16 protein-coding genes are annotated in these 25,626 nt (G+C 48.9%); 7 read left to right on the forward strand and 9 right to left on the reverse strand.

Annotated elements, in window-relative coordinates; translation table 11 throughout:
• Position 1: 1 nt before the first annotated feature.
• The 4 genes from A1OO_RS17450 (at position 2) to A1OO_RS17465 (ending at position 3,336) form a co-directional block, all read left to right on the forward strand.
• Positions 2–1,327 carry a TadE/TadG family type IV pilus assembly protein gene (locus A1OO_RS17450; protein WP_016959147.1) on the forward strand — a complete coding sequence of 442 codons (1,326 nt, stop codon included), beginning with the start codon at positions 2–4 and terminating at the stop codon, positions 1,325–1,327.
• A gap of 45 nt (positions 1,328–1,372) precedes the next feature.
• Positions 1,373–2,050, forward strand: a complete 678-nt coding sequence (locus A1OO_RS17455; RefSeq protein WP_016959146.1) for an OmpA family protein — start codon at positions 1,373–1,375, stop codon at positions 2,048–2,050.
• A gap of 43 nt (positions 2,051–2,093) precedes the next feature.
• Entirely contained in the window at positions 2,094–2,348 is a 255-nt protein-coding gene (locus A1OO_RS17460; protein ID WP_017003850.1) for a Rho-binding antiterminator, read from the forward strand.
• 157 nt (positions 2,349–2,505) lie between these two features.
• A complete protein-coding gene (locus A1OO_RS17465; protein WP_017003851.1) occupies positions 2,506–3,336 on the forward strand; it encodes a MurR/RpiR family transcriptional regulator in 831 nt (276 codons plus the stop codon).
• A gap of 9 nt (positions 3,337–3,345) precedes the next feature.
• Here A1OO_RS17465 and A1OO_RS17470 read toward each other — a convergent pair whose 3' ends face one another.
• The 4 genes from A1OO_RS17470 to A1OO_RS17485 form a co-directional block, all read right to left on the reverse strand.
• Positions 3,346–4,113 (reverse strand): sulfite exporter TauE/SafE family protein, encoded by a 768-nt coding sequence (locus A1OO_RS17470; protein ID WP_017003852.1) that lies wholly within the window; start codon positions 4,111–4,113, stop codon positions 3,346–3,348.
• A gap of 162 nt (positions 4,114–4,275) precedes the next feature.
• Positions 4,276–7,902, reverse strand: a complete 3,627-nt coding sequence (locus tag A1OO_RS17475; RefSeq protein ID WP_017003853.1) for a sarcosine oxidase subunit alpha family protein — start codon at positions 7,900–7,902, stop codon at positions 4,276–4,278.
• Entirely contained in the window at positions 7,899–8,195 is a 297-nt protein-coding gene (locus A1OO_RS17480) for a sarcosine oxidase subunit delta (RefSeq protein ID WP_016959141.1), read from the reverse strand. Before A1OO_RS17480 ends, A1OO_RS17475 begins: the two co-directional genes overlap by 4 nt.
• 29 nt (positions 8,196–8,224) lie before the next feature.
• The gene (locus A1OO_RS17485; RefSeq protein ID WP_016959140.1) at positions 8,225–9,475 is read right to left on the reverse strand and encodes a sarcosine oxidase subunit beta family protein; all 1,251 of its coding nucleotides are present in this window, start codon (positions 9,473–9,475) and stop codon (positions 8,225–8,227) included.
• Between the two features lie 332 nt (positions 9,476–9,807).
• On the opposite strand from A1OO_RS17485, the gene fdhD reads away from it, so the two are divergent.
• Together fdhD and A1OO_RS17500 are read left to right on the forward strand one after the other, a co-directional pair.
• Positions 9,808–10,650 (forward strand): formate dehydrogenase accessory sulfurtransferase FdhD, encoded by an 843-nt coding sequence (fdhD, locus tag A1OO_RS17490; protein ID WP_017003854.1) that lies wholly within the window; start codon positions 9,808–9,810, stop codon positions 10,648–10,650.
• A gap of 634 nt (positions 10,651–11,284) precedes the next feature.
• Positions 11,285–11,767 carry a GNAT family N-acetyltransferase gene (locus A1OO_RS17500; RefSeq protein ID WP_016959138.1) on the forward strand — a complete coding sequence of 161 codons (483 nt, stop codon included), beginning with the start codon at positions 11,285–11,287 and terminating at the stop codon, positions 11,765–11,767.
• A 107-nt stretch (positions 11,768–11,874) separates the two neighbouring features.
• Here A1OO_RS17500 and A1OO_RS17505 read toward each other — a convergent pair whose 3' ends face one another.
• The 5 genes from A1OO_RS17505 to A1OO_RS17525 form a co-directional block, all read right to left on the reverse strand.
• Complete coding sequence (locus A1OO_RS17505) at positions 11,875–12,669, reverse strand: ion transporter (protein ID WP_017003855.1); 795 nt, start codon at positions 12,667–12,669, stop codon at positions 11,875–11,877.
• A gap of 6 nt (positions 12,670–12,675) precedes the next feature.
• The gene (locus A1OO_RS17510; protein WP_017003856.1) at positions 12,676–13,884 is read right to left on the reverse strand and encodes a low temperature requirement protein A; all 1,209 of its coding nucleotides are present in this window, start codon (positions 13,882–13,884) and stop codon (positions 12,676–12,678) included.
• A 67-nt stretch (positions 13,885–13,951) separates the two neighbouring features.
• Positions 13,952–14,596, reverse strand: a complete 645-nt coding sequence (locus A1OO_RS17515) for a DsbA family oxidoreductase (RefSeq protein ID WP_017003857.1) — start codon at positions 14,594–14,596, stop codon at positions 13,952–13,954.
• Positions 14,597–14,764: 168 nt separating this feature from the next.
• Complete coding sequence (locus A1OO_RS17520) at positions 14,765–16,516, reverse strand: two-component system response regulator (protein ID WP_017003858.1); 1,752 nt, start codon at positions 16,514–16,516, stop codon at positions 14,765–14,767.
• Entirely contained in the window at positions 16,506–19,199 is a 2,694-nt protein-coding gene (locus A1OO_RS17525; protein ID WP_017003859.1) for a response regulator, read from the reverse strand. The genes A1OO_RS17520 and A1OO_RS17525 overlap by 11 nt, the downstream gene beginning before the upstream one ends.
• Before the next feature lie 516 nt (positions 19,200–19,715).
• Between A1OO_RS17525 and A1OO_RS17530 the strand changes: the two genes are divergently transcribed.
• Positions 19,716–25,626: VCBS domain-containing protein (locus A1OO_RS17530; protein WP_017003860.1), on the forward strand; the 5,911-nt coding region annotated here is incomplete at its 3' end.

Raw genomic sequence — 25,626 nt, forward strand, 5'->3', positions numbered from 1 at the left:
CATGCAGGTTTCTTTGCCTTCTCATCAACGCGGCATTGCCTCCATCATCTTTGTCATCATCTTCCCGCTGCTTTTCAGTGTTTTCGCACTCGCGGTGGAATCGACGCGTTACCTACAAACACATGCACGGATCGGTGATAGCGTTGAAGTTGCGTCACTTGCAGTCGCCGCAAATGCAACCTTCGACACCACGACCAATCAGGAATTAGCAAAAGGTATTGTCGACGCGTATGTGCCTGATGGTGAAATCACCCTATCAGACATTAATATCGTACGTAAAAGTTGCGATCAGATATACGGCAGCAACTGCGGGAAACCTGGGATATACGATAAAGAGGGGCTGGTATTCACCGAATACAGAGTCACTCTCAGCTCAGAATTTGAATCTTGGTACCCAGAAGATGACTATGCTGCTGGCTATGAAGAAACCTTGGTATTAGAAGGCTCAGCCGTCGCGCGAAAGTACCAAGGGTTTACTATTGATGTCGCCTTTGTGGCAGATTTTTCAGGCTCCATGCTGGATAGTTGGAATGGCGACACAAAGTACTTAGGCGTGATTAAGGTGATTTCAGATATCACTCAAAAACTCGAAGCGTTTAATGAGTCAACAGAACTTGAGCTCAATGGTCAGCGCATCCTCAACCGCGTTTCCTTAATTGGTTACAATATGTATCCCCATGATGGAAGCCGCTATTACAGCAATGTGGACTATTACGGGAACTATTCGAGCCTAACTTGGGAGTGGTGGAAAAACATTCCCAACATCAATTTTAATGCGACAGTCTCCGACCCACTAAATAACAAGCGTACCAGTATCACCGGCCGATACGCCCAGGATTATTCATCATTCAGAACACTCGATCTCACTGAAGACTTCCCGAGTTTTCGATCAACCATTTCGCGTTTCTATCCTTCTTACGGTACGGCGTCCTATGAAGGAATCATTGAAGCTGGGAAGATTGTTAACCGCGGCAAGAACGTGAGAAAACTTATCATCGTGCTTTCTGATGGCGAAGATTCTCCTAACCAAAATAATTCCAGTGACAATAGATACCCCGGCTATGCCGCACTTCAGCTCTACAACCGTGGCCTTTGCGATAATATTCTTAGCTCATTAGAAAGCAATAATATTGAGGGAAGACAAGTAGAAGCAAAGATTTTCGTCATCGGATTTGGCTATGACATTGATAAGAACCCGGGGCTAAAAATCTGTGCTGGCGAGGACAATATTCAATCGGCTGATTCGTATCAGGAGATCTACGACACGGTGCTCGAACTCATCAGCGAAGAAGTAGGCCACCTCTATTTCCGTCACTACGATCAATAACGCTCATTTCGGCTAATTTAGAAAAAGAACACTACGAGAATAATTATGAAACCAGCGCTTACTCTTACAGCTTTGCTTTTTACCGCGAGTCTTCTGCCCATGCAATGTGCAGCAGCAACGCTTCCAGCCACGGTTTTTGAAGACATTTGCGTCGACAAAAATACCGAGGTCGCCTTTCGTGTCAAGCTTGAACCCTCCACAGAAGTTCTGTTTCATCGCGCACAATATCTGCAGTTAGAACGATCTGTGGATAGCCATCCTGCGACCCCTTTGTTCATTGAAGCAATGGTCAATGCTGGCTTAAACAAACAATGTGCCGAGTTTTTAGTCAGAGAAACCCCAAGTGTTGCAGTGAAGCACAACCAGCTAATTGCCATGGTGCATTTTGGTTTTGATAAATCATCGCTCACGCCAACGGGTAAGAAAATTCTGGCGGGCATCGTTGACACCATAAAGCGTACTGACACGCCGCTGTCCATTGAAGGTCATACTGACAGTGTTGGTACCCATGCATACAACCTTAAACTCGGCTTGCAACGTGCAGAGTCGGTAAAAGTCCAGTTGGTGACATCGGTCAACCCAAATTCATCAGGAAAAATCAAGACACTGACGCGTGGCGAAACCGCCCCCATTGCCAGTAATAAAACCACAGCAGGCAAAACCCAAAACCGACGAGTGGAAGTGCGTACATTGGTGTTACCTGAAGACACGACGAGCAATTAACATAATCCTAGACGACACTAATACAAGGGTCACACAGGAGGATATGGCGTTGATCAAATGCGAAGAATATGACTATGTAGAAATCGTCTGTCTGTTTCATTACCCCATCAAGCTTGTATTAAAATCCGGTGAGGTGGTGGAAGGAATTGCGCAAGACACAGCACGCAACGGCGACAAACAAGAATGCATCGCCATGAATGTGAATAGCAAGACTGTGCTTGTCTTGTTAGACCAATTACTCACATTAGATGTCCTTATCGACAATCCGCATTTTAAACACATCACTTTTTCGCAATAGGTTTTCGCAATAGGTCTACGCCAATCGTATTTCACTGATCACGGTTTGCCCAACACCAGATTGGGCGATACCTTTCCAGTGGCGAAACAAAAATTCCATTTCCAATTTGATTTCGAAACATTACACTTGCCATAGATGGAGTCTAACTGGATACACTATGGCAACGGCAACACACCTCGCTGAATTACAACAGCAAATCCGACAGCGCTATCACGACTTGAGCAAGCGATTACAACAAGTCGCCCATTATGTGCTCGACAACCCAAACAGCATCGCCTTTGATACTGTCGCCGTGATTGCGACCCATGCCAGTGTGCCACCTTCCACGCTGATCCGTTTTGCCAATGCGTTTGATTTCAGTGGCTTCAACGAAATGAAGCAGCTTTTTCGCAAGAATCTGGTGGAAGAAACCAGCAGTTACACTGAACGCGCCAAGCTGCTTAAAGAAAGCCAAACTGACGCGTCCTTAGATACCCCTAGCAACATTCTTCAGCAGTTTTCTCATGCCAATACGGTCGCTTTACAAGAACTAACCAGTGCAGTGAGTCCCGAGCAACTGAATACCGCGGTGAATTTGCTGGAAAACGCCGATACCATTTACGTGGTCGCCATGCGGCGCGCATTCAGCATTGCCTCTTACCTGACCTATGCTCTACGCCATTTGGAACGTCGCGTTGTGTTAGTGGATGGCTTTGGCTGCATGGCCTCCGAGCAATTAGCACTCGTGAATGAAAAAGATGTGGTCATTGGTGCCAGCTTTTCTCCGTACTCGCCCGAGACCATCGAGCTTTGTGAGCGAGGAGCCGCCGCCAAAGCAAAACAAATCGTGTTTACTGATAGCCAAGTCAGCCCATTGGCGGCAAATAGTGATGTGTGTTTTGTGATTAAAGAAGCGGAAGTTGAGTCATTCCGATCACAAACAGCGACGTTGTGTTTGGCACAATCGCTCGCCGTTTCGCTCGCGTTTCGATTGAGCAGGCAACTGTAAACGCAACGCTCAGATAAGACTCAAGAGACCATCAGCAGAAAGCTTGATACCTGATAGAAACAGAAAGAGATAACACAGTTGATAGATTAGCGTTTGGCTGACGCGATGGAGCAACCACACGCCCATCGCCACACCCAATGGGGCAAGAGGGATTAAGATCAGCGCTGTCAGCAAGTTGGTTTGGTCAAACTCGCCAATGGCGGCATAAGGAATAATTTTCACCACGTTCAACATGGCAAAGAACACCGCCATGGTCGCTACTAGCGTCACTTTTTCGAGTTTCAGCGGCAACAGGTAAATACTCGCGGGCCCGCCGCCTGCATGTACCGTGGTGCTCGAAAATCCACTAATACCGCCCCAAATTGATCCCGACAGTCTCCCTCTTCGTCTTTTCGCGGCTTTCATGACGCCCAGTTCAGACAGCACATAGTGCCCGCAGAACCACAGGGACAAGACGCCGATGGTGAGTTTCAGCCCCGCCTGTGGCACGGCATGCATATAAAAACCTGCGAGCGCAATGCCCACCAGCCCGCCCGGTAACATGCGTTTTATGACGCTGTAATCCGCATTCTTGTAGTGGTATCGCACCGCAAAAAAATCCATGACCAATAATATCGGCAGCAAGATAGCGGCAGCCTGCGTCGGAGCAACCGCAAAGGCCATCAAAGGCACCGCAATGATCCCCAATGCGCCGCCAAGCCCACCTTTACCGATGCCATAGATCAGCACCGCCGGCGCAGCTAACAGATAGAAGTAAGGGTCGGTGATCACAGACAACAGGGCATTCTCTTTTATTGACTTTGTTCGATCATAGCCAGTTCGCAATGCTCGTTGGCAGGAATGTCGTTCCTCATTTGATATAGCCAACCATAAAAAGCCCGCGCTGATGGCGGGCTGATTTTGATTGTGAAATGACGGCTAAGAAATCTCGTTCATTGACTAGCAATCGAGCGCGATGCCATATTCGTCGCTCGCATCTTGAAGCCACAATGCCACGTAATCCGCAAAACTTCGCCTCACGATAAGGTCATAGCAGTTCTCACTTCTGTGTCTTATGAACACCTGCGCTTTGGCGAACGTCGTTCCCACACACTTCCCAATCGGGAAATGACGCGGGTCAACGTCATAGGGCATGGATTTTTTCAGCACATCGATAGCATGCGATCCTGTCAGCGTCAGCAAGGTTTGTCCGCCAGATACATCCACGACCTGATAATGCCCGCTCAATACAGCACGCAACGACGCTTCGGTTTGTTGTGCCGAGTCTTCAAAGCTCAATACTAACCATTCATCGGGCGATAACCACCACACTTCATGACGTTCTGATACGGATGAGGTGCACGCAGATGTCGGCAGCGAGAGCCCAAGTACTTGTTCAACATTCGCCGCGAATTCGGCGGTTGCTTCACCACGAAGGATCAACTGACTCACCCCGTCGTATTCATGAAGATGAACACCCGGTGCGGTGGGATGGGTTTTGCCCAAATGATGCAGCGGTAAGGCATTTTTCACCGCAAAGACCTCTGACAATGGCGACACATCCACGTCTTTGACCGTTAGTGGCTTTTCATTTTTGATGTCATAAAACACCGAGCTACAAATTTGCGCTTCCAACACCGTGCCATCCGCCAAGGGGAAATGCACATGATCCCCCATACGATTTAAGCCATTTTTGATCAGCGCCAGCGCGATAGAACCGCCCAAAACGTCACTGTAATAGGAAGACGTTACATGCCCAACCATGGTCATCGGAATGGGCTGATTGGGGTTATCAACCGCTTGCGCCCCTTCTGGGATAACCTTGCTAGGTTCGGTACACTTCAACCCCACCAGCTGTTTTCTGTCGGTTCGCGATGTGTCTTCTCGCGCCCATGAACGACGACCAATAAAGCTGTACGTTTTCTGTTTACCGGTTATCCAACCCATGTTGAGATCTTGCGGCGTCACGGAACCATCGCTGTCTTGCCCCACGATGATAAAGCCTTTTTCAGCGCGCAGAATGTGCATGGTTTCCGTGCCATAAGGGGTAATGCCATACGGTTCGCCCGCTTTCATCACTTGTTCCCACACATACATGCCCGCGTTGGCATTTACGTTGATTTCAAACGACAGTTCACCCGTGAAACTGATACGGAACACGCGGGCTTCCACCCCTGCGACCATCATCGGTTTCCAGCTCATAAAGGGCATGGTTTCTTCGGAGATATCTTCGTCGCCCACTAACTGCTTAAGCACATTGCGGCAGTTTGGACCTGAGATGGTCATGGTTGACCAATGATCGGTCACGCTGGTGAAGTAAAGATCCAGTTCAGGCCATTCGGTTTGATGCCAAGCTTCTAACCAGCGCAGCACGCCCGCAGCGCCACCGGATGTGGTGGTCATTAAAAAATGCTCGTCGCTAATACAAGAAGTGACACCATCATCAAACACCATGCCGTCTTCATGGCACATCAGGCCATAGCGACAACGTCCGGGCGCGAGTTTGTCCCAACCATTGGTGTAAATACGGTTGAGAAACTCACGTACGTCTTTGCCTTGAATATCAATTTTCCCCAAGGTGGACGCATCTAAAATCCCGACACTCTCACGAGTCGCACGGCATTCTCTGCCCAGTGCCTGCGCCATGGTTTCATCCCCTTTCGGGTAATACCAAGGACGCTTCCACTGTCCGACATTTTCAAATTTCGCGCCTTTCTCAACATGCCATGCATGCATGGCGGTATAACGCACAGGGTCAAACATGGCTCCGACATCACGCCCCGCCAAGGCACCGAAGGTGACAGGGGTATACATAGGGCGGAAAATTGTCGTGCCTGTTTCCGGTATGGTTTTACCCATGGCATTGGCGGCGATAGCCATGCCATTAATGTTGCCTGTTTTCCCTTGATCCGTACCAAAGCCCATCGCTGTGTAACGTTTGATGTGCTCAATGGACTCATAGCCTTCACGCACGGCAAGCTCAATGCCTGCCGCGGTCACGTCGTTTTGAAAGTCCACAAACTGTTTTGGCGCACGGCTGACCGGCAAACGGTGCGGCGCCAGATACAGTGCCATACCCAAATCTGTTGCGATTGCCCCTACCACTGGTATGGCGGGCGTTTCAAGTGAGACATTCAGCGCCTCAGCCACTCGTAGCGCGGCATCGGCACCATCTTTGATCACGTCTACTAGTGCACTTTGGCCGATCACAGCACCCGCATAGTCCATGCCCTTCACACTGTTTGAAGGCACAAAGGCGGCAATATCTTCATTCCACACAGGGCGTCCACCCGTGTGACAGCTTAAGTGTAGAGCCGGACTCCAGCCTCCACTGCTTGCCACCACATCACAGGCTATCACTTGCGTGGTTCCCGTGACGCTGCTGCCTGTTTTATCGATGGGCACAACTTCAGCGCCTGTCACTTCATGTCCACCCTGAAGGTTCATCACGGCATGGCCTTGAAGCACAGTGATCCCCAATGCTTTGGCTTGTTGGACACGCTCGCCGTCGGAAAACGGACGCGTATCGACAATCGCTGCGACGGTTCGACCGCTTTCATGCCAATCTATCGCGGTGTCATAGGCTTCGTCATTGGTGGTCATCAAAACCAGCGTGTCACCCGGTGCGACACCATAGCGGCGCAGGTAAATTGACACCGCAGACGCCAACATGCTGCCGGGTAAATCGTTATTACCGAAGACCAACGGGCGTTCAATCGCACCTGTCGTCAGTAACACACGTTCAGCGCGAATATGATGAACGCGTTGTCGAACGCCATGTACTTCGTCGCCAAGGTGATCCGTTCTTCGCTCGACCACCCCAACGAAGTTATGGTCGTAGTAACCAAATGCGGTGCTGCGATGCAGTAAAGTGCAATCAGGATCTTTTGTCAGTTTGGCAAGAGTATCTGCAACCCATTGGTCAGCAGGCTTGCCGTCGATTTGCTCACGACAATGCAGTAGACTGCCGCCCATTTCGGCTTGCTCATCGACCAATATCACGCGAAGCCCTTGCCCGATCAGTGCGCTCGCTGCCATTAAGCCCGCCGCGCCCGCGCCAACAATCAACACCTCGCAGTGATGATGCATTTTGTCGTATTTATCAGGGTCGTTAGCACCGGGGACTTCGCCTAGCCCTGCCGCATTGCGAATATGTTTTTCATACGTCGGCCACAGCGACTCGGGATACATGAAGGTTTTGTAGTAAAAGCCTGCGGGCATCATCGCGCCACCAATTTTACCCACCATCCCCATCACGTCTTTTTCAAGGCTTGGCCAAGCGTTTACGACTCGTGCATTCAACCCATCGTACAATTCTGTTTGTGTCGCCCGTTGATTGGGCAATGCAGTGGAAGGCAAAGAGCCCAGTTGTAAGATCGCGTTCGGCTCTTCCGCGCCAGCACCAACAATGCCGCGCGGACGGTGATATTTGAAACTGCGCCCCACCACTTTGACACCATTGGCGATCAACGCCGACGCCAAGGTGTCACCTTTGTGCCCTTGATAGACTTTCCCATTGAAGGTGAACGTCAGCGACGAATCACGATCAACTCTTCCACCTTGCGGTAAGCGATTAATCTGACTCATGCGCCTGCCTCCCCATTCGTATCCGATGCTGAGGCACCTACTTTGTAAACTTCTTCAATGTCGTAGGTGACGGTGTTGCGCTGCACGTTGAAAAATTTGCGACAGCCTGCCGCGTGAAACCACATTTCACGGTGACTGCCTTTAATATTTTTTCGATGAAACAGGTAGTGCCCCCATTCTTTATCACTCAGGGCGTCAGGGTCTTGCGGGCGAACAATGTGCGCCTCACCGCCATAGGTATATTCGTCTTCTTCTCTGTGTTCTTCACAGTAAGGGCAATAGATACGTAGCATGTCAGTTCCTTTTCCAATACTGCGTGACGTTAATGCGCAACACCGGCAGCGCCGTGCTCATCAATCAAATAACCCGACACAAAACGGTCAATATTGAACGGGGCTGCGAGGGGGTGAGGATTGTCATTAGCAAGGGTATGGGCGAAAACATGACCGGAACCAGGCGTTGCTTTGAAGCCGCCCGTTCCCCAACCGCAGTTAAAATACAGCCCTTGGATGTCTGTTTTGCTGATGATCGGGCATGCGTCGGGACAGGTGTCCACAATGCCACCCCAATGGCGGTTCATTCTCACACGGCTCAAGAAAGGGAACATTTCGATAATGGCGGCAATGGTGTGCTCAATCACAGGGAAAGAGCCACGCTGACCAAAGCCATTGTAAGCGTCAATACCTGCACCAATCACCAAATCGCCTTTGTCAGATTGGCTGATATAACCATGCACTTGATTGGACATGATCACCGTATCAATACACGGTTTGAGTGGCTCAGATACCATGGCCTGCAATGGATGCGATTCAATCGGCAAGGTCATCCCTGCCATGCGTGCCAGTTCGCCAGAGTTCCCCGCCACGACACAACCCACTTTTTCAGCGCCGATAAACCCTTTAGAGGTTTCCACCCCTTTGATTTTCCCGTCTTCAATACGCAAACCCGTCACCTCGGTTTGCTGAATCAAATCCACGCCTAATTGGTCAGCCGCTCGCGCAAAACCCCAAGCTACCGCGTCATGCCTTGCCACGCCGCCTCGCGGTTGCCAGCTTGCGCCCATGATGGGATAGCGAGTGTTTTCGGAGCAATCGAGCAACGGCACTAAGTCTTGAACCGCTTGCGTATCCAGCACTTCGCAATCAATCCCATTTAAGCGGTTGGCACTCACACGACGCTCAATATCTCGCATGTCTTGCAAGGTATGACCAAGGTTAAGCACGCCGCGTTGGCTGAACATCAAATTGAAATTCAATTCTTGCGACAACCCTTCCCAAAGTTTGAGGGAATGTTCATAAAGCTGCGACGCTTCGTCCCAAAGATAGTTCGAACGAACGATGGTGGTATTACGCGCGGTGTTTCCTCCGCCCAGCCAACCCTTTTCGATCACGGCCACGTTCTTCACGCCGCACTCTTTCGCAAGGTAATACGCGGTTGCTAAGCCATGTCCACCGCCACCGACGATAATGACATCGTAATAAGGTTTAGGTGTGGGGTTGCGCCAAACACGCTGCCAATTTTCATGGAAGGTAAGTGCATGTTTAAACAGTCCGAATCCTGAGTAGTCTGTCATTCCCTTGTCCTGAGTCGCGGATGAATCCAATCCCCCCGATGAAAACGGAGGCGGGTTGCACCAAAAGTGTAGTCATTTCATCGCTATCGGGCGGAAAACCGCCTCGCTATCCCACTCATGGTAAAGACGCGCAGTATAGGCAGAGTGCGAAATTGCGCCTGCACCCGCAGTGTTTGCGACAAGGCGTAAATCACTTTTTCACAAACAACGTGGATACACCTCTCTGGTTAGCACTATGCTATGTTGTAAAGGTCATCAAAGTGACAAAGCCCGATCCCGCCACCTTATAAGCGATATTGAAATAAGCGCGCGCAAACAACCAAGAGTCAAAAATGACAAAACCCAAAACCAACCCTGCCATTGCAGCCGTCATTGCGCCGGGTGAGTGCTCTCTTCCTCCCCATTCTCTGCATCACTACATAGATGACGAGAACGATGTGACGTGCTTTTCAACCCTACCAACCGAAACTGCACTGGCGATCACCTTCAATGGTGTCAGCCACGCAGTCATGATGGTGACACCTCAAGACATCGAGGATTTTGTTTACGGGTTTTCCTATAGCGAACGCGTAATTCGTGACGGCAGCGAGATCCACGACATCGTGGTTGATACAGAAAATGATGCCTTGTTGGCGCACGTTACCTTAGCCAATCGCGCTCATGCAAGAATGTCACTCACCAAGCGTCATTTAGCAGGAAGAACGGGGTGCGGCATCTGTGGTGCGGAATCACTTGAGCATGCTATTCCCAATCTAGAGCCGTTAAATCACGTAGATCCGTTGCAAAATGACAAAATCCTGAAGTTACGCGACACATTGCGCCAATGGCAATCGCTGGGTCATATCAGTGGTGCTATACATGCCGCTTTGCTGGTTAATTCCGATGGGGATATATTGCTTTGTCGTGAAGATATAGGTCGACATAACGCGCTCGACAAAGTGCTGGGGGCAGCCTTACGTGGCCGGATATTAAAAGACTCTCACGCACTGCTCGTCACGAGTCGATGCAGTATTGAACTGGTACAAAAAGCCGTAATGGCGGGTGTGGGTACTTTAATTACATTGGGCACGCCGACATCGCTGGCTGTGAATACCGCTATCCAAGCCAATCTCAATTTGATTCATCTTCCTCGAAAAGACGCACCCCGCTTTTACAATCGAGCAGCTACTGGCTAACCACTAACTCAAAAGCCAATTGCAAAAAACATTTACTATTAATCAGATCGCATAATGGTTAACTTTCACCCAATTCTGCCCAATAAAAAATTATCCTCTTAGCCAACGCTTAACGAAGGCTTTGCTTCACCATGGATCAGGATCACAAATTCTTCCGCTGGAAACAAACACGTCGTAATGGCATGCTCAGTTATGTTTCAAAAAGGTTTTTGTTTTGTATCATTGCATTAATAAGCGGACGATTTATCTCTCTATATTTATTCGAAGACCCCACTGTCATCGAAGTTTTTTTCCAAAATTTCCCACGTTACTTTCTGATGGTCGTTTCCGCTTGTTTCATCTTGTGCATGTTGGAATGGCATATCAAAGAATTGATGTTTAGGCGAAAGTTAGCAAAACATAATTTAGAGCAATCATAAATACATTTCCCCAGATCAAATTTTCTGACCCATTTATGATAATTACGCGTATCTGCTTGTATAAAATGCCATTAACGTCAGCAATGCGTGATGTTGATGCAATTGTTTATTTTCATACTCTGGCAACCTAAGAAATATGTTAGTCAGACGAGTCACTCTCTCAGGAAGAACATGAACTGGATGGTAAACAAAACCCCATCAAATGGGTGTGTAACATGCTGAATACCCTTGACTGCCCGTTGGATCAAAAAGTGACATTTGCGGAAGTGCCGCCGAGAGTCGTTCCTCCATCATTGCTTTTGGAAGCCGATCCGTCTGCAGCCAGTATCGCCTCTTATTTGCTGGATTCTTGGTGTTTTGCCGGGTTTCAAAATAAGGTAGTCATTGCCGCTTGTGTCATTAAGAAAACGGACACCAATCTTGCCGAATTATTCAACATTTCCGTCTCGCCAGAATTCCAGGGGAGTGGATATGGCACTGATCTTCTGAAGCACGTCATTCAGTTCACGCGAAACAAGAAAATTAAGCGGTTAGAATTAGGTACAGGTACATTTGGTCATCAACTCGCTTTTTATCAGCGTATGGGGTTTCGTGTATCTGCGGTGATAAAAAATCATTTCCTTGATAACTATGACGAGCCAATTTGGGAGAAAGGCGTGCAACATAAAGACATGCTAAGGCTGTATTTAGATTTGTAACTCCCAGACGTTTATATGGATGGGCGTAATCCAGATTACCTGTATTACGGTGTGCTGAACGTTGCATTGTGAGGACGTCTGACTTTAAAGAGTCTATTCGTTTCTGATCACTGGTGCTTCTCTTTCAAAAGCACTTTGAGCTCTCGTATCTCCTCGCGAAGCGACTGCACCTCTGAATGCAATGCCATGGCTTCCTTCTCTGCCTTCGCTGACAATTTTGTTTCAAGATCACCGGGTTCTGTACCCTTTGGTTCCACAATTAACCAAGAGGCGAATACCGCGGTGAAACTACCAAACATGCCCACGCCCATCGTAATCAGCATGATGGCCACAATGCGACCTTCGAATGTGACTGGATAAAAGTCTCCATACCCTACCGTCGTGATAGTGATGAATGTCCACCAAAATGCATCGGCAGCGGTCTGGATATTAGCACCGGGTATACCGCGTTCTAAATACAACACGTAGATTGAGCCAAACACCATCATAATAAGAGATGAAGCGATCAGAAAATGCAGTGAGGATGACGCCTTATTTTCACTGATGGTGTGAGTGAGCATAGAAATGGATTTAATCGCACGTATCAAACGCACGACACGCAAGATCCGCGCGAATTGGTTGATGTCCATCAAAGGGATACAGGAGATCAAATCCAGCCACCCCCATTTCATGTAAGCCAGCTTAGATTTGGCGGCACGAAATTGCTGCACAAAGTCTATGAAAAACACGCCGCAGATCAGCGTATCAACATATAAAAGGATCTCTCTCGTTTCATCAGATAACGGAAATAGGACTTCCACCATCAAAGAAAGCACCACAAAAACAGAGAGAATCAACACTCCAATTTGAAATGGGCTTACCGTTTCAGGTAACGCATTGTCCAACTCGTCCAGCGTCCGCATTTGACATCAACCTGCTTTATTCGCTTCTTCAGAAGAAATAGCACGATAGGCATTGGTGGCCGGGATAATTACTTGCGAGAACAGCGCCATCCCCCAAAGAAAGTTACCAACCAAAGCCGGCACAAAGGACACCAAAGCCAAGGTCAAAAACGACATCGCAATGCCAAACATACGTATTTTGGCAGTCGCAAAACGGTGCGCCGCACGTTCCTCAATGACGTTTTGGATCAGCAATAAACTATAAAGATATGTCGAAAGGCCAAAACAGCCCAACACCGCGTATTTTAATGGATAGTGATCCCAAAAACCTATCTTCACTTCAGCCGATAAGGCAACCCCTACACAGACGGCAGAGAGCATGAGAAGTAGGTGGGAAAGGGTCCATTGGACCATGGTACGGTTTTCAGTGTTGCGTGGCTTTCCATTACCAGCAAAATCAAAGTAGATCCACGCCATCGCAAAGAGAGCAAACCCACCAATCATGTAGTTAACGAACACATCAGGTTTCACCTGGTCGATACCTACGTTAGACAAGGTAATGACCAGTTTAAAGAACCCTTCGCCAACAACAATTAACAGCAATAACGCAAAACGCTCTGCCATATGTCCAAGTCGTGGTAATAAACGTTCAAAGCGGATCGTGCCAATTTTAGGCAACCCGAATCCCGCCCAAATCACTATCATACCGAGGGCAAACACAAAGTAACCATAAGGTGGCGGAATAAACGCGCTCACCGCAAATATGCAGGCGGCTATCGTGTAGTTTCTCGACATTTCACCTGGAAGTGAGGCCTGCGAATCCCCTACAAGGCGAGCGCGCCTATAGAGAAACGCAATGATCCCGCGGTTTAACGCATAGCCAGCAGCGAAAAAACTCCATCCACCGGCGTCTATGCTATTGATGGAAGATGTCATTAGCATCACAGTGATGATCTGCGTCGCCATGAGCAAACGATGATGAATATCCGTACTGACGTAAAGCGAGTTGAACAGGCTAAGATCGAACCATGCAAACCACACCACAACGAACAGACAAACAAAAACAGCAAATCCAGCAAAGCTCAGGTGATGGCTTAAAAAGTTACCCATTACAAAGATGGAAACCACATGGACTAAATCGTAAAAAAGCTCCATCCAGTGCACATGGTCATTGGACTGATCGCTGTCTAAGTGGTGCCTAGGTTTTCGCCATAGCGGGTGAGCCAACAAACTCATTTTTACGTCCTTGTGATTCGATTATTTCAGGGCATTCTAATGAACGTTCGAATCATCAATACTCTTATTATTGAGAATACACTTCTTTCAAAATCTGCTTAAGCACCTCAACAGGCTGAGCGCCAGTTACAGCGCTCTCTCGATTAAACACAATGGTTGGTACAGAAGAGACACCGAGCTCACGCCAATAAGTTTGGCTTTTGTCTAACGCTTTCTCTGCTTCCGCATCGCCTAACACCGACATCGCTTCATCTGCATTCAAGCCAATATCTGCCACTAATTTCGCCAGCGTCTCTCGGCTAGAAATATCCTGCTGCTCAGAGAAGTAGGCGTCAAAAAGGCGCTGCTGCAATACCATTTGCTTTCCTTGTGACTTGGCATAATCGAGCAGTAAATGTGCATCACGCGTGTTATAGGTTTTCATGTCGTCAAAGAAATTGAATGAAAAACCCAATTCTTCCCCTAGGTTGGTCAACTGTTGGCGTGAACGAATGCCATCTTCTTTACTATTGCCATACTTTTTCATCAAATGCTCACGCAGGTTTTCCCCTTCTTCGCCAACATAAGGATTTAGCTGAAACGGCTGCCATTCAATGGCTACTCGATCTTGCATGCCCAATTCTTCTATCGCTTTTTCCAATCGTTTGTAGCCAATTATGCACCACGGACAAACAACGTCAGAGACGATATCAATGTTGATTTTTTCACTCATGACAACCTCGATGAAAAGAGTACCCTAAGTAACCTATAGTAACCTTGATTACTGCGTCAACCAGTATACTTTTGGTAACCTAGATTATATTAAGGTATAAGAAAGGCGCTTGTAGCGCCTTGTCTTTGCTTGCCCAGCCGAACAACGTTTAGTGTCAACGGATCACACCTAATTCTGCGCGGCCTCGGATTCATTGTCTGCCAGTTGTTGTTCTAACACGTCCTCTATGCCCAAGAACAAGCGAAACGCATCAATGTCGATAGGACGGCTAAGATAGTACCCTTGTGCCAAATCACAGCCTTTTGATTTCAGCATTTCAAGTTGTTCTTGTGTTTCAACGCCTTCTGCCACTGTTTTCATCTTGAGCCCTTGGGCCATCGAGATCACTGCAGTGGCAAGCGCCTCATTTAGCTCGACATCCGTGATGCCATCGATAAATTCTCTGTCAATTTTCAATGCATCAAAAGGAAACTGCAGCAGGTAACTCAACGAAGAATAGCCTGTGCCAAAGTCATCCATCGACAATGCCATTCCCATGTCATGCAGTTTGGCTATCATCTCTTTGACATAGGGTTGCTGACTGAGCAACAAACCTTCCGTGACCTCTAACTCCAACCTTTCAGGTGCAAACTCTTCACTGTCCATGATCGCTTGAAGGTCATCGATGAAGTTTGCTTGCCGGATTTGCTGAGGTGATATATTCACCGCTACGTTAAGCAAATGGCCCGCGGCATTGGTGAGATGAGAAAAATCACGAATGGCGGTCGCTAGCACAAACTTGCCAACCTCGTAAATGAGATTGGATTGCTCTGCAATGGGAATGAATTCAACTGGGGACACGGAGCCCAATTCGCTGTTGTCCCATCGTAGCAATGCTTCCGCGCCCACAACTTCATTGGTTTTCAGGTCGATAAACGGTTGGTAGACCACAGATAACTCGTTGCGCGCCAACGCCCAAACTAGGTGATATTCAATGCGTAAACGTCGATGCACATTGTCATTCATTTCGGACGTAAACATGCGGTATGAATCTTTCCCGCCACTCTTCGCTTGATGCTTGGCAATATCTGCATTCGCAAACAGTCGCTTAAAATCATCCGTATCTAGCGGTGAAATAGAAATGCCAATACTGGCAGTGACATGCACTTCACCTCCTCCATTCACCGAAATGGGTTTATTGAGCGCTTTACGCAGTTTACTGGCGATCTGGCAGGCATTTTCAGTTTGATGGAGTCCTGGAAGAACAATAAGAAACTCATCGCCACTCACTCGCCCAACGGTATCCACTTCCCGCACGGCGTCAACAATGCGTCGGGACAATTCAACCAATACTTGGTCACCAACATCATGACTCAATGTGTCATTAATAATCTTGAAACTATCAATATCGAGCAACATAACCGCTGTCAACAGACCACGCCGCAGGTCATGTGCAATGGCATGGCGCAGGCGATCCAACGCTAGATTGCGATTAGCCAATCCTGTCAAGGAGTCGTATAAGGCTCGTTGCATAATCAGATCTTCATTTCGTCGAATACGCAGCTGATTATAAATTCTCAGTTTCACTTCGGCGGGCGAAACGGGTTTGGAAATGTAGTCTGCGCAGCCAATGCGCAACCCCATCTCACGACTTTCATCTTCCTGATGCTCGGTGATCAAGATAATGGGTATGTCCTTGGTAGTGAGATCATTTTTGAAAGATTGGCAAAGCACAAAACCATCGATATCCGGAAGCTCTACGTCCATCAAAATTAATTTTGGCTGTTCAGACTTCATCAACACACGCGCCGTTGCACCAGTTGTGGAGAAAATGACCCGATACTCTTCACCAAGTATGGCGTTCAAAATACGAATGCTATTGGGTGACGCATCAATGATCAGCACCGTGTCTTTGTCGGTAGCACTATGATTAGCCAGCATGAGACGCGCCCCCTTCTGCCGTCGTTTCCGTGCTTAAATTCTGCTCGGTTTTGAACGTTTTCAGCGCAATTAATGCTTGCGGATAATCAAGTTCAATCAATTTGTCTCCTACGGGCTTGAGCTTGGATGCCATGTCGCAGAAATCAACCAACATCTGGTAGTAGTTATCGATGGCCATCATGTCTTGCGTCATGATTTGCGATTCAAGCAAGATCAGCCTTTCCCGGAACCCATTGCCAGTTTTTGGCGATCCGCCCGCGTTGCCCTGTGCCTTTGTCTCATCGCTTTGGGCATGGACAGTCGATAACGCCACGTTACTTCGTTTCAGTAAAATGTTACCAATCTCTTTGATCGCATTATCAACATCACGACGGAATTGACTTAAAGACGCTTGGTGGTCTCCTAACGCAAGTAAGGCATTTTGCAATTGCTTGGCGGAATTCCTCAATGCAATGACAGACAGATTCCCCGCACTGCCAGCAACGGTGTGTGCATTGTCCGCAGCCTCCGTTAACTTGCCGGACTCGATAAGTGCGCACACTTGATTTTCTTGCGACCTAGCTTGGTGCACAAAATCACTCAACAGTTTGAAATAAAGTGTTTCATTGCCCATCACGCGCTTGATGCCATCGCTGATATCAACATATTCGTATTCTTCTTTTTGCTCGATTTCTTCTGGCGTGGAATTGTCTCTAGAGGTCACCGCTAGCCCTAAATATACGGCCAATTTTTGGAGTAGAACGTCCGCGTCAAGCGGCTTGGAAACATGATCGTTCATTCCGGCATCAAGACAACGTTGACGATCGCGTTCCATGGTATGAGCGGTCAGTGCAAAAATGGGTAACGACTCTTCATCTGCCGTTTCACGAATAATACGCGTGGCTTCTAACCCATTCATATCCGGCATTTCCAAGTCCATTAAAATGGCATCGTACAATTCTGGTGCTGGGCATACTTTCACCACCGCCTCTCTGCCAGATTCCGCAACATCAACTTGGAAGTCATTGCTAATCAAGACTTCCTTCGCAATTTGCTGATTAATAGACATGTCATCCACCACGAGAATACGCTTCCCACCGCCACTCACCGTGACAGCGTTTGATTTTCCTTGCGCTGCAAGCACTCGACTGTGAGTTTTAGGCAAATTTTCACCCAACACTTCCATCATGGTGTCAAACATCACGGAAGCCGAAATGGGTTTATGCAAATAGCCATCAATTTTCCCGTTTCCACGGTCTTTCTCGATGATAGCGCGGTCAAAGGCGCTGATCACAATGACCAACGGTATCTGCTCTGGCGTCAAGTCACTGCGTAGCTTTTCTAGTAAATGAAACCCTTTTTTGCCGGGCATGTGCCAATCGAGTAACACGAGATCAAACGGTTCTCCGTCGAGATCTAAGTGTCCTTCTTTGATGGCATGAAACGCACTGTCGACATCGATGGCAGATTCACAATGAAAGCCGAGTGAAGAGATAATTGCAGAATGCACAGCGATGGATGAGGGGTTGTCATCAACAACCAACACTCTCAGTCCACGCAAATCAACGGGTACGGCAAAACTTTTATCTGTGCTGACTTTGGCGACTTGAAGTTCAAGATTGAAATAGATGCCGGAATCTTCACTCCCCCCTTCTTGGTGGATCTCGCCACCCATTTTTTCGATGAGATAACACGCAATGAGTAGATTGAGCGACTCATCCAACTCAGACATTGCCATGGCTGCACGTTCGGCAAGTTCATCCAAATCATCACATGGCGACGCATCATCAGTGATATTTTGATGCACCGCAAATTCAAGCGTTACGCTCGATTCAGAAAGTGTTCCCGCATTAATGCTTAAAATGATCGGACAGCCGCCACCGATGACAATGGCTTCGGAGATTAAATTCAGCAGAATTCTTCGCAGTCTGTCCGGATCGCCAACGAGCGAACGAGGTACATCCAATGGCACACTAAACAGCAACTCCACAGAACGACTTTCCGCCTCACCGACAAAGTAGTCGCGCAGGCTCTCCAATAACTGCCCAAGATCAAAGGGCGTATTTTCGAGCGTAATAGAGCCAACCGACAGTTCTTCAAAATCACGTAAGTTGTCGCCGATAACCGACGCGCGCTTCATTGCCCCACTAATGCTTTCAACATAGACAGATTGCTTATTGCTCAGTGACGTCTGTTTCAGCATTTGCGTACAACTCACCGCCGTTGCGACAAGCGGATAAAGCGCCATATTCATTTCGGACAGCAAATTAAAGCTGCGGCTTAATGCCCCCGAGATACCCTTTCGCGCCCCTGCAACAAGGTGGGTTCCCATCTTGAGATAAAGTTCATCAGGCGCGATGGGGTACACCATATAATCACTTGCATCAGCGCGATAAGCCGCCTGTTTTTGTTCGTCGGAAAAATGCATTGACGTCAAAATAATTCGCGTGTCTTTACAAGTGGGGAGAGAACGGATTTTTTTTACAGCAGCTTTTAATGAATCACCACCTTCAAACGTAAACTCCATGCTAAGCACAAGAATATTGACAGGGTGCTGCTCTAAAATCGTTATCAGTTTCGCCGGTGTTGCCACTGAACGGAGCCAGTAGCCACTTTCGCTCAATACCTGCTGGTGAAAATCAATGTGAGAGAGATCTTCATCGGCGAGCACAATTAGCGGCTCGTTCTTCACCAAACCTTTCATTAGGTCTTCCTTCAGACTGGTTTTATACAAGCGCTAAACGCTCAAAATGGTTCGCCAAATCAACATCGACGGTCCGCTTCACATGTTCATCGAGCGTAAAAGCACTTCGTTCCACTGCATGAGACCGCATTTCCTAGTACGTATTTAGCGTCAGTCGCTTTCTCTCGCTGTCTCATTATCGAATCAAAAAATTCCTCTTTAAAACTAGTGTCTTTTTATAACCACTGCCAATTTGGTGTGATGCCATAGACAAAATTGCCTTTAGGCTGCATCAACGAACCGTGATCAAAAAGGGATATGCCTTGGCTTTCATCACTGTCATAAATGTGGAGGAACGTTTCCCAAAAAATGCTTTACATTCATCAGTCTCAGATATGAAACACAAATTATCAAAAACCTTATTCCCGTCCCCTAACCCAGTTATCAGTAGTGAAATTTATGTACTAGGTTTAATCAGTAAATCAAGTTTGAATCTTTAGACTCATTTTCGAGTCAATCTGTTAACGGGAGTTCTTTATGGCTATCACCTTGGTCCTCAGTCAGGTTGTTGGACAGGCATTTGTTGTTAAACCTGACGGTCAAGTCAGTCCAGCTCAAGCCAATATGCAGTTGCATACGGGTGATCTGGTTTCCGTCCCGAAAGGCAAAAATGCGTGGCTTGTGACCGAAGATGACGAACAAGTCGATGTGCTGGATGAAGCACTGCTGCTTAACGATGAAGGGTTCGATAGCCTAGATTTGCCTTCTGATGTGCAAAGCATTATCGCCGCATTGGAGGAAGGAGATGATCCAACGCAACTTGAAGACACTGAAACCGCTGCAGGCGAAGAACTCAATAGTTCATCCGCTGGTGAACAAGTCATCATTGAATCGAATGGGTACCAGGGCGGAGTCAGCGGCATCGAAATGTTCGACACCAGCGGATTATTTGCCGCTGGTTTAACCGGCGCCCAAGTCGAATCGCTCAGCTCGGCGAGATACGCCAACTTGTTTAATCGCGCATCCAATGCTCAAGAAGAGAACATTGAAGCAAAAATTTCGGGGGATCTTTCGGCCACCATTACAGATGGCGATGTATTGACTGCTTCGGGCAATCTCACTTCCAGTGATGCTGACGGGGCAGATAACCGTTTTATTGCAGAAACCATTCAAACACTGCGTGGCGAAATGACCATCAATGAAGATGGCAGCTGGACCTATACATCGACCGACCCAACGGGAGCGATCGAAAGGCTTGGTGAAGGGGATACCCTTAACGAATATGTCACCGTGCGAGCAGCCGATGGCACGGACCAACGTATTACCCTGACGTTTGAAGGCAGTAATGATGTACCCGTTTTCTCTGCCATAAGTTCTGGTGAGATAACGGAAAGTGACGGCATAATGAAGGCCGCTGGTTCGATCAATATTATTGACCCCGACGCAGGCGAGTCCTTTATGCAACCTGGGTCGTTTAAGGGGGAATGGGGAACCGTGATTATTGACCGTGCTGGGAACTGGTCATACACAGTAGATAACAGCAATAAAGCGGCCATCAACTCGATGACGGACGGGGAAAAGGTAACAGACACCATCACCGTCTACTCCGTCGACGGTACCGAAACCATCATCACACTCAGTATCAATGGTGCCAATGACGATGCCATTATCGGCGGTGACATTGCCACAACTATCGTTGACAACAGTGGCACACTGTCAACTTCTGGCACGCTCTCGTCCACTGACATTGATGGTAACGACAACGCCTTCATCGCGGAAACACTTACCACACCTCGTGGTGAAGTGACCATCGATGAAAACGGCAACTGGACATATACGAGCACCGACCCAACGGGCGCTATTGAACGCTTAGCGGAAGGCGAAACCCTCACCGAGGTCGTCACAGTACGCGCGGAAGATGGCACTGAACAGCAAATCGTCCTCACTATTGAGGGTGTGAATGATGCGCCTGTATTCTCCGCGATTACCACCCGCGATGTGTATGAAACCAATGACGTTATCAGCGTTAATGGCTCATTAAATATCGTCGACCCTGATGCGGGTGAATCCTTCATGCTAGCGGGCACATACCTGGGCGACTTTGGTTCTGTCACCATTGATCGTGCGGGAAATTGGACCTATACCACGGACCCATCCCAAAGTACGTCGCTCGATACACTTAGAGAAGGCGAACAACGCGTTGATACCATCACGGTGCGCTCAGTTGATGGCACAGAAACTGACATTCTTGTCACCATCATAGGGACAAACGATCCGGCGCAGATTGCCGGTGATATTGTTGGCACTATCGTCGAAGCCGACGGCACCCTGTCCACCAGCGGCCAATTGACCTCGACGGATGTTGATGGAAACGACAATGTATTCACCCCGCAAACCATTGCAGGACGTTGGGGTGAAATCACCATTGATGCCGACGGAGGCTGGACATACGTCACCACAGACGACAACGGTGCGATCAATCGCTTAGGCGATGGTGAGCAGCTGACAGACACGCTCAGTGTTCGCGCGGAAGATGGCACCATTCAAACCATCACGATCACGATTGACGGCACTAATGACGTGGCAGTGTTTGGTGGCATGACAAATGTTTCTGTCGCCGAAGCCGATGGCCAATTATCAACTTCAGGTAGTGTCAATGTCGTGGATGCAGACACAGGTCAGAGCACCTTCCAAGCCGGCACATTCACTGGCGAATTTGGTGACATTACGATTGACTCTGCAGGCAACTGGACCTACACCACAGATCCCACGCACAACGCGACTTTTGATGCGCTAGATGCTGGCGATTTGATGCCTGACACCATCACGGTTTTCTCAAAAGATGGGACGCCGTTAGACATTACCATCACGATTACAGGCACGGATGATTTGCCTGTTGTGAGCGGAGAATTTAGCGGTGCAGTTACCGACCTCACATCTGATGAGGCGGTTACAGTCAGCGGAAGCATCAGTATTTCTGATGCAGATACCGACGACGCCCCAACTTTCGAAGATACACGAATCGAAAGTGAGTACGGCGTACTCGAACTGGTTGATGGTAACTGGACATACATCCTGGACAAAGAAGCAGCGAGCGCGCTCAACGCAGGTGAAGTAGATACCGATGTCATCACGCTCACCGCGAGCGATGGCACACAGCAAAACATAGTGATCAGCATTACGGGGACGAACGACGATCCTGTTCTTCGTGGTGATACCACAGGTTCTCTCAGCGATGACGATAACCTAACTATCAGCGGAACGATTGAAATTATCGACCCTGACACAGGCGATACACCCACCTTGCTCAATGACAGTATTGATGGCAGTTACGGTACCTTAGCGCTAGTCGATGGCGAGTGGACCTATACCTTAAATCCTGACAGTACGGCATCATTGCCAGAGGGTGAACGCACGACAGACACCATTACGATCACCGCATCCGATGGCTCTACCCACGATATTGTGATCACCATTACTGGTACAGACCAACTACCTGTGCTTGAAGGCGATACAACAGGGGCTATCAAAGAAGGCTCTAGTTCGCTCACAGCAACGGGAACTATCGACCTTGTGGACGTGGATGAAGGCCAAAATCCAACCTTGCCAAATGGCACGCTTGAGGGGGCATTCGGCACACTTGAAATGATTGACGGCACATGGACGTATACGCTTGATCCAGAGCTGGCACAATACCTCGACGAGGGGCAAACCACCCAAGATACCATCAGTGTCACGGCTTCTGACGGCACAGTTCATGACATCGTTATTACCATTACAGGCAGCGAAGATGCTGCCGTATTGAGCGGTGAGACCAGTGGCAGTGTGAGCGATGAAACTGGCGCGCTCACAACAGGCGGCAGTCTTTCCATCAGCGATCCTGACACCAATGACAACCCCACGTTGCCGGATAGCAATCAGCAAGGGCAATACGGCTCATTCAGCATGGTGGATGGGAATTGGACCTACACCTTAGATCCTGAGCTTGCCGAAGCATTGGGTGAAGGCGTAGAAGTCACCGACACTATTACGATCACAGATTCAATGGGCGGCACCCATGCGCTTGTGATTTCAGTTACAGGCACAGATGATGCCGCCGTGCTAACGGGTGATACCACAGGCGTGTTGACTGAAGGCACAGGCGTTATTACGACGTCCGGCACGATAGAGCTGATCGACCCAGACTCAGGTGACACGCCGACTATTGAAAACACGACCGTCACAGGAACGTTTGGCAGCTTGGCGCTGGTCGACGGTGAATGGACTTACACGCTCAACCCTGGTGCCGCACAATCGCTAGGCGCAGATCAAAGCACCACAGATACCATTACGCTGACAGACAGTGAAGGCAAAGAACACAACATTGTTATTACCATTGAAGGTACCGACGATGCTGCCGTTGTGAGTGGCGATTTCACAGGCACTGTCACCGCGCAGATTGGCCCAGAAATCACAATAAACAATGTCTTTGTATTAGGTGATGATATCGATGTGGATGGCGAGCAATTCAATGCCAGTTCACAGCCTAGCTCGATGCATTTCGATTCAGCGGGATTCAGCGCGACCATTACAGACAGTGACGGTCAGCTAAACAATTCAGCAAACCAAACCATAGAACTCGACGGTCAGTCTTACCCTGTTTCCGTCACTGCAACCGTCGAATACACAGACGTCTACGACAACGTGTTCACCATGGGCGTCTTATCAATCGACAATGGTGACGGAACTAGCACGACACTGTTGGTTCAAATTGGTGGCCCTGACATTTTGCCTGGTACCGATCTCAATGTTGTTGAAGGCTCCTATACCGAAGTGAGTTCTATCAACTATGTAGATGTCACCGACGCCACGACAGTCTCTGGTAGCCTTTCCATCTCAGATGCAGACGCGAATGACTCGCCAAGCTTTACCAACACCACGATCGACGGTGACTACGGTACCTTTACGCTCACTGATGGCGCATGGACTTACACCATCGATCCAGCTAAAGCCAACGCACTTAACGATAATCAAACCGAACAAGAAGTGTTCACCCTGACCGCCTCGGACGGCACGGTGCAACAGATCACCGTGGATGTCACAGGCGCAGATGATGCAGCGATTATCACGGGTGATACCACCGCGGCGATCACTGAAGACGTGGGCACACAAACCGCGTCAGGCACCATCACGATCACGGATGCAGACACCGGTGACACGCCAACCATTCCAAACGGCACGTTGGCGGGGGAATATGGCTCGCTGACCTTGGTGGATGGCGCATGGACGTACACTGCTGACAGCGCATCGATCCAATCGCTCGCTGACGGTGATACCGCGACGGATACCATCACGGTCACGGCCTCCGATGGCACGACGCAAGACATCGTTATCACTATTACAGGCACGGATGATGCCGCGGTTATTTCCGGTGAGACATCCGGCAACATCACCGAAGATACTGGCGCGCAAACCGCGTCGGGCACCATCACGATCACGGACGCAGATACAGGCGAAACCCCAACCATTCCGAATGGTACGTTGGCAGGTGAGTACGGGTCGTTAACCCTCGTTGACGGCGCATGGACATATACGGTTGACACCGACGCGGTGCAATCTCTTGCTCAAGGTCAAGAAACCACTGACACCATTACCCTCACCGCGAGTGATGGCTCAACGGTCGATGTGGTCATTTCGTTAACCGGAACTAACGATGCCGCCGTGGTCACCGGGGATCTCAGCGCCAGCGTGGCTGAAGGTGGCGAGGCTTCGGTATCGGGTTCTATCAACATCAACGACCCTGATGCTGCTGTCCAGCCCACCCTTGAAAACGGCACGGTGGAAGGTGAATACGGTAGCCTCACTCTGACCGACGGTGAGTGGACGTACACGGTTGACCCTAGCAAAGCACAGTCTTTGGGTGACGGTGATTCAGAAACTGACACCATCACGATCACCGCGTCGGATGGCTCAGAGCACCAAATCACTATCACGGTGACAGGCAGCGATGATGCCTCTGTGGTCACAGGCGTCACCACTGGTGGGGTTGATTTAGGTGCAGACACGCCGGAAACCAGCACATCAGGCACCCTGTCAATTTCTGACGTGGACGACGGTGACTCGCCAAGCTTTACCAACACCACTATTGAAGGTGACTACGGTACCTTTACGCTCACTGATGGCGCATGGACTTACACCATCGATCCAGCTAAAGCCAACGCACTTAACGATAATCAAACCGAACAAGAAGCGTTCACCCTGACCGCCTCAGACGGCACAGTGCAGCAAATCACGGTTGATGTCACTGGCACTGAGGATGCCGCGGTGATCACAGGCGATACCACCGCCAGCCTCACTGAAGATGTCGGGACACAAACTGCTTCTGGCACCATCACGATCACGGATGCGGATACAGGCGACACGCCAACCATTCCAAACGGTACCTTGGCGGGCGAATACGGCTCACTCA

Origin of the sequence: Enterovibrio norvegicus FF-33, from assembly GCF_000286835.2 — a bacterium.
Taxonomy (GTDB): domain Bacteria; phylum Pseudomonadota; class Gammaproteobacteria; order Enterobacterales; family Vibrionaceae; genus Enterovibrio; species Enterovibrio norvegicus_A.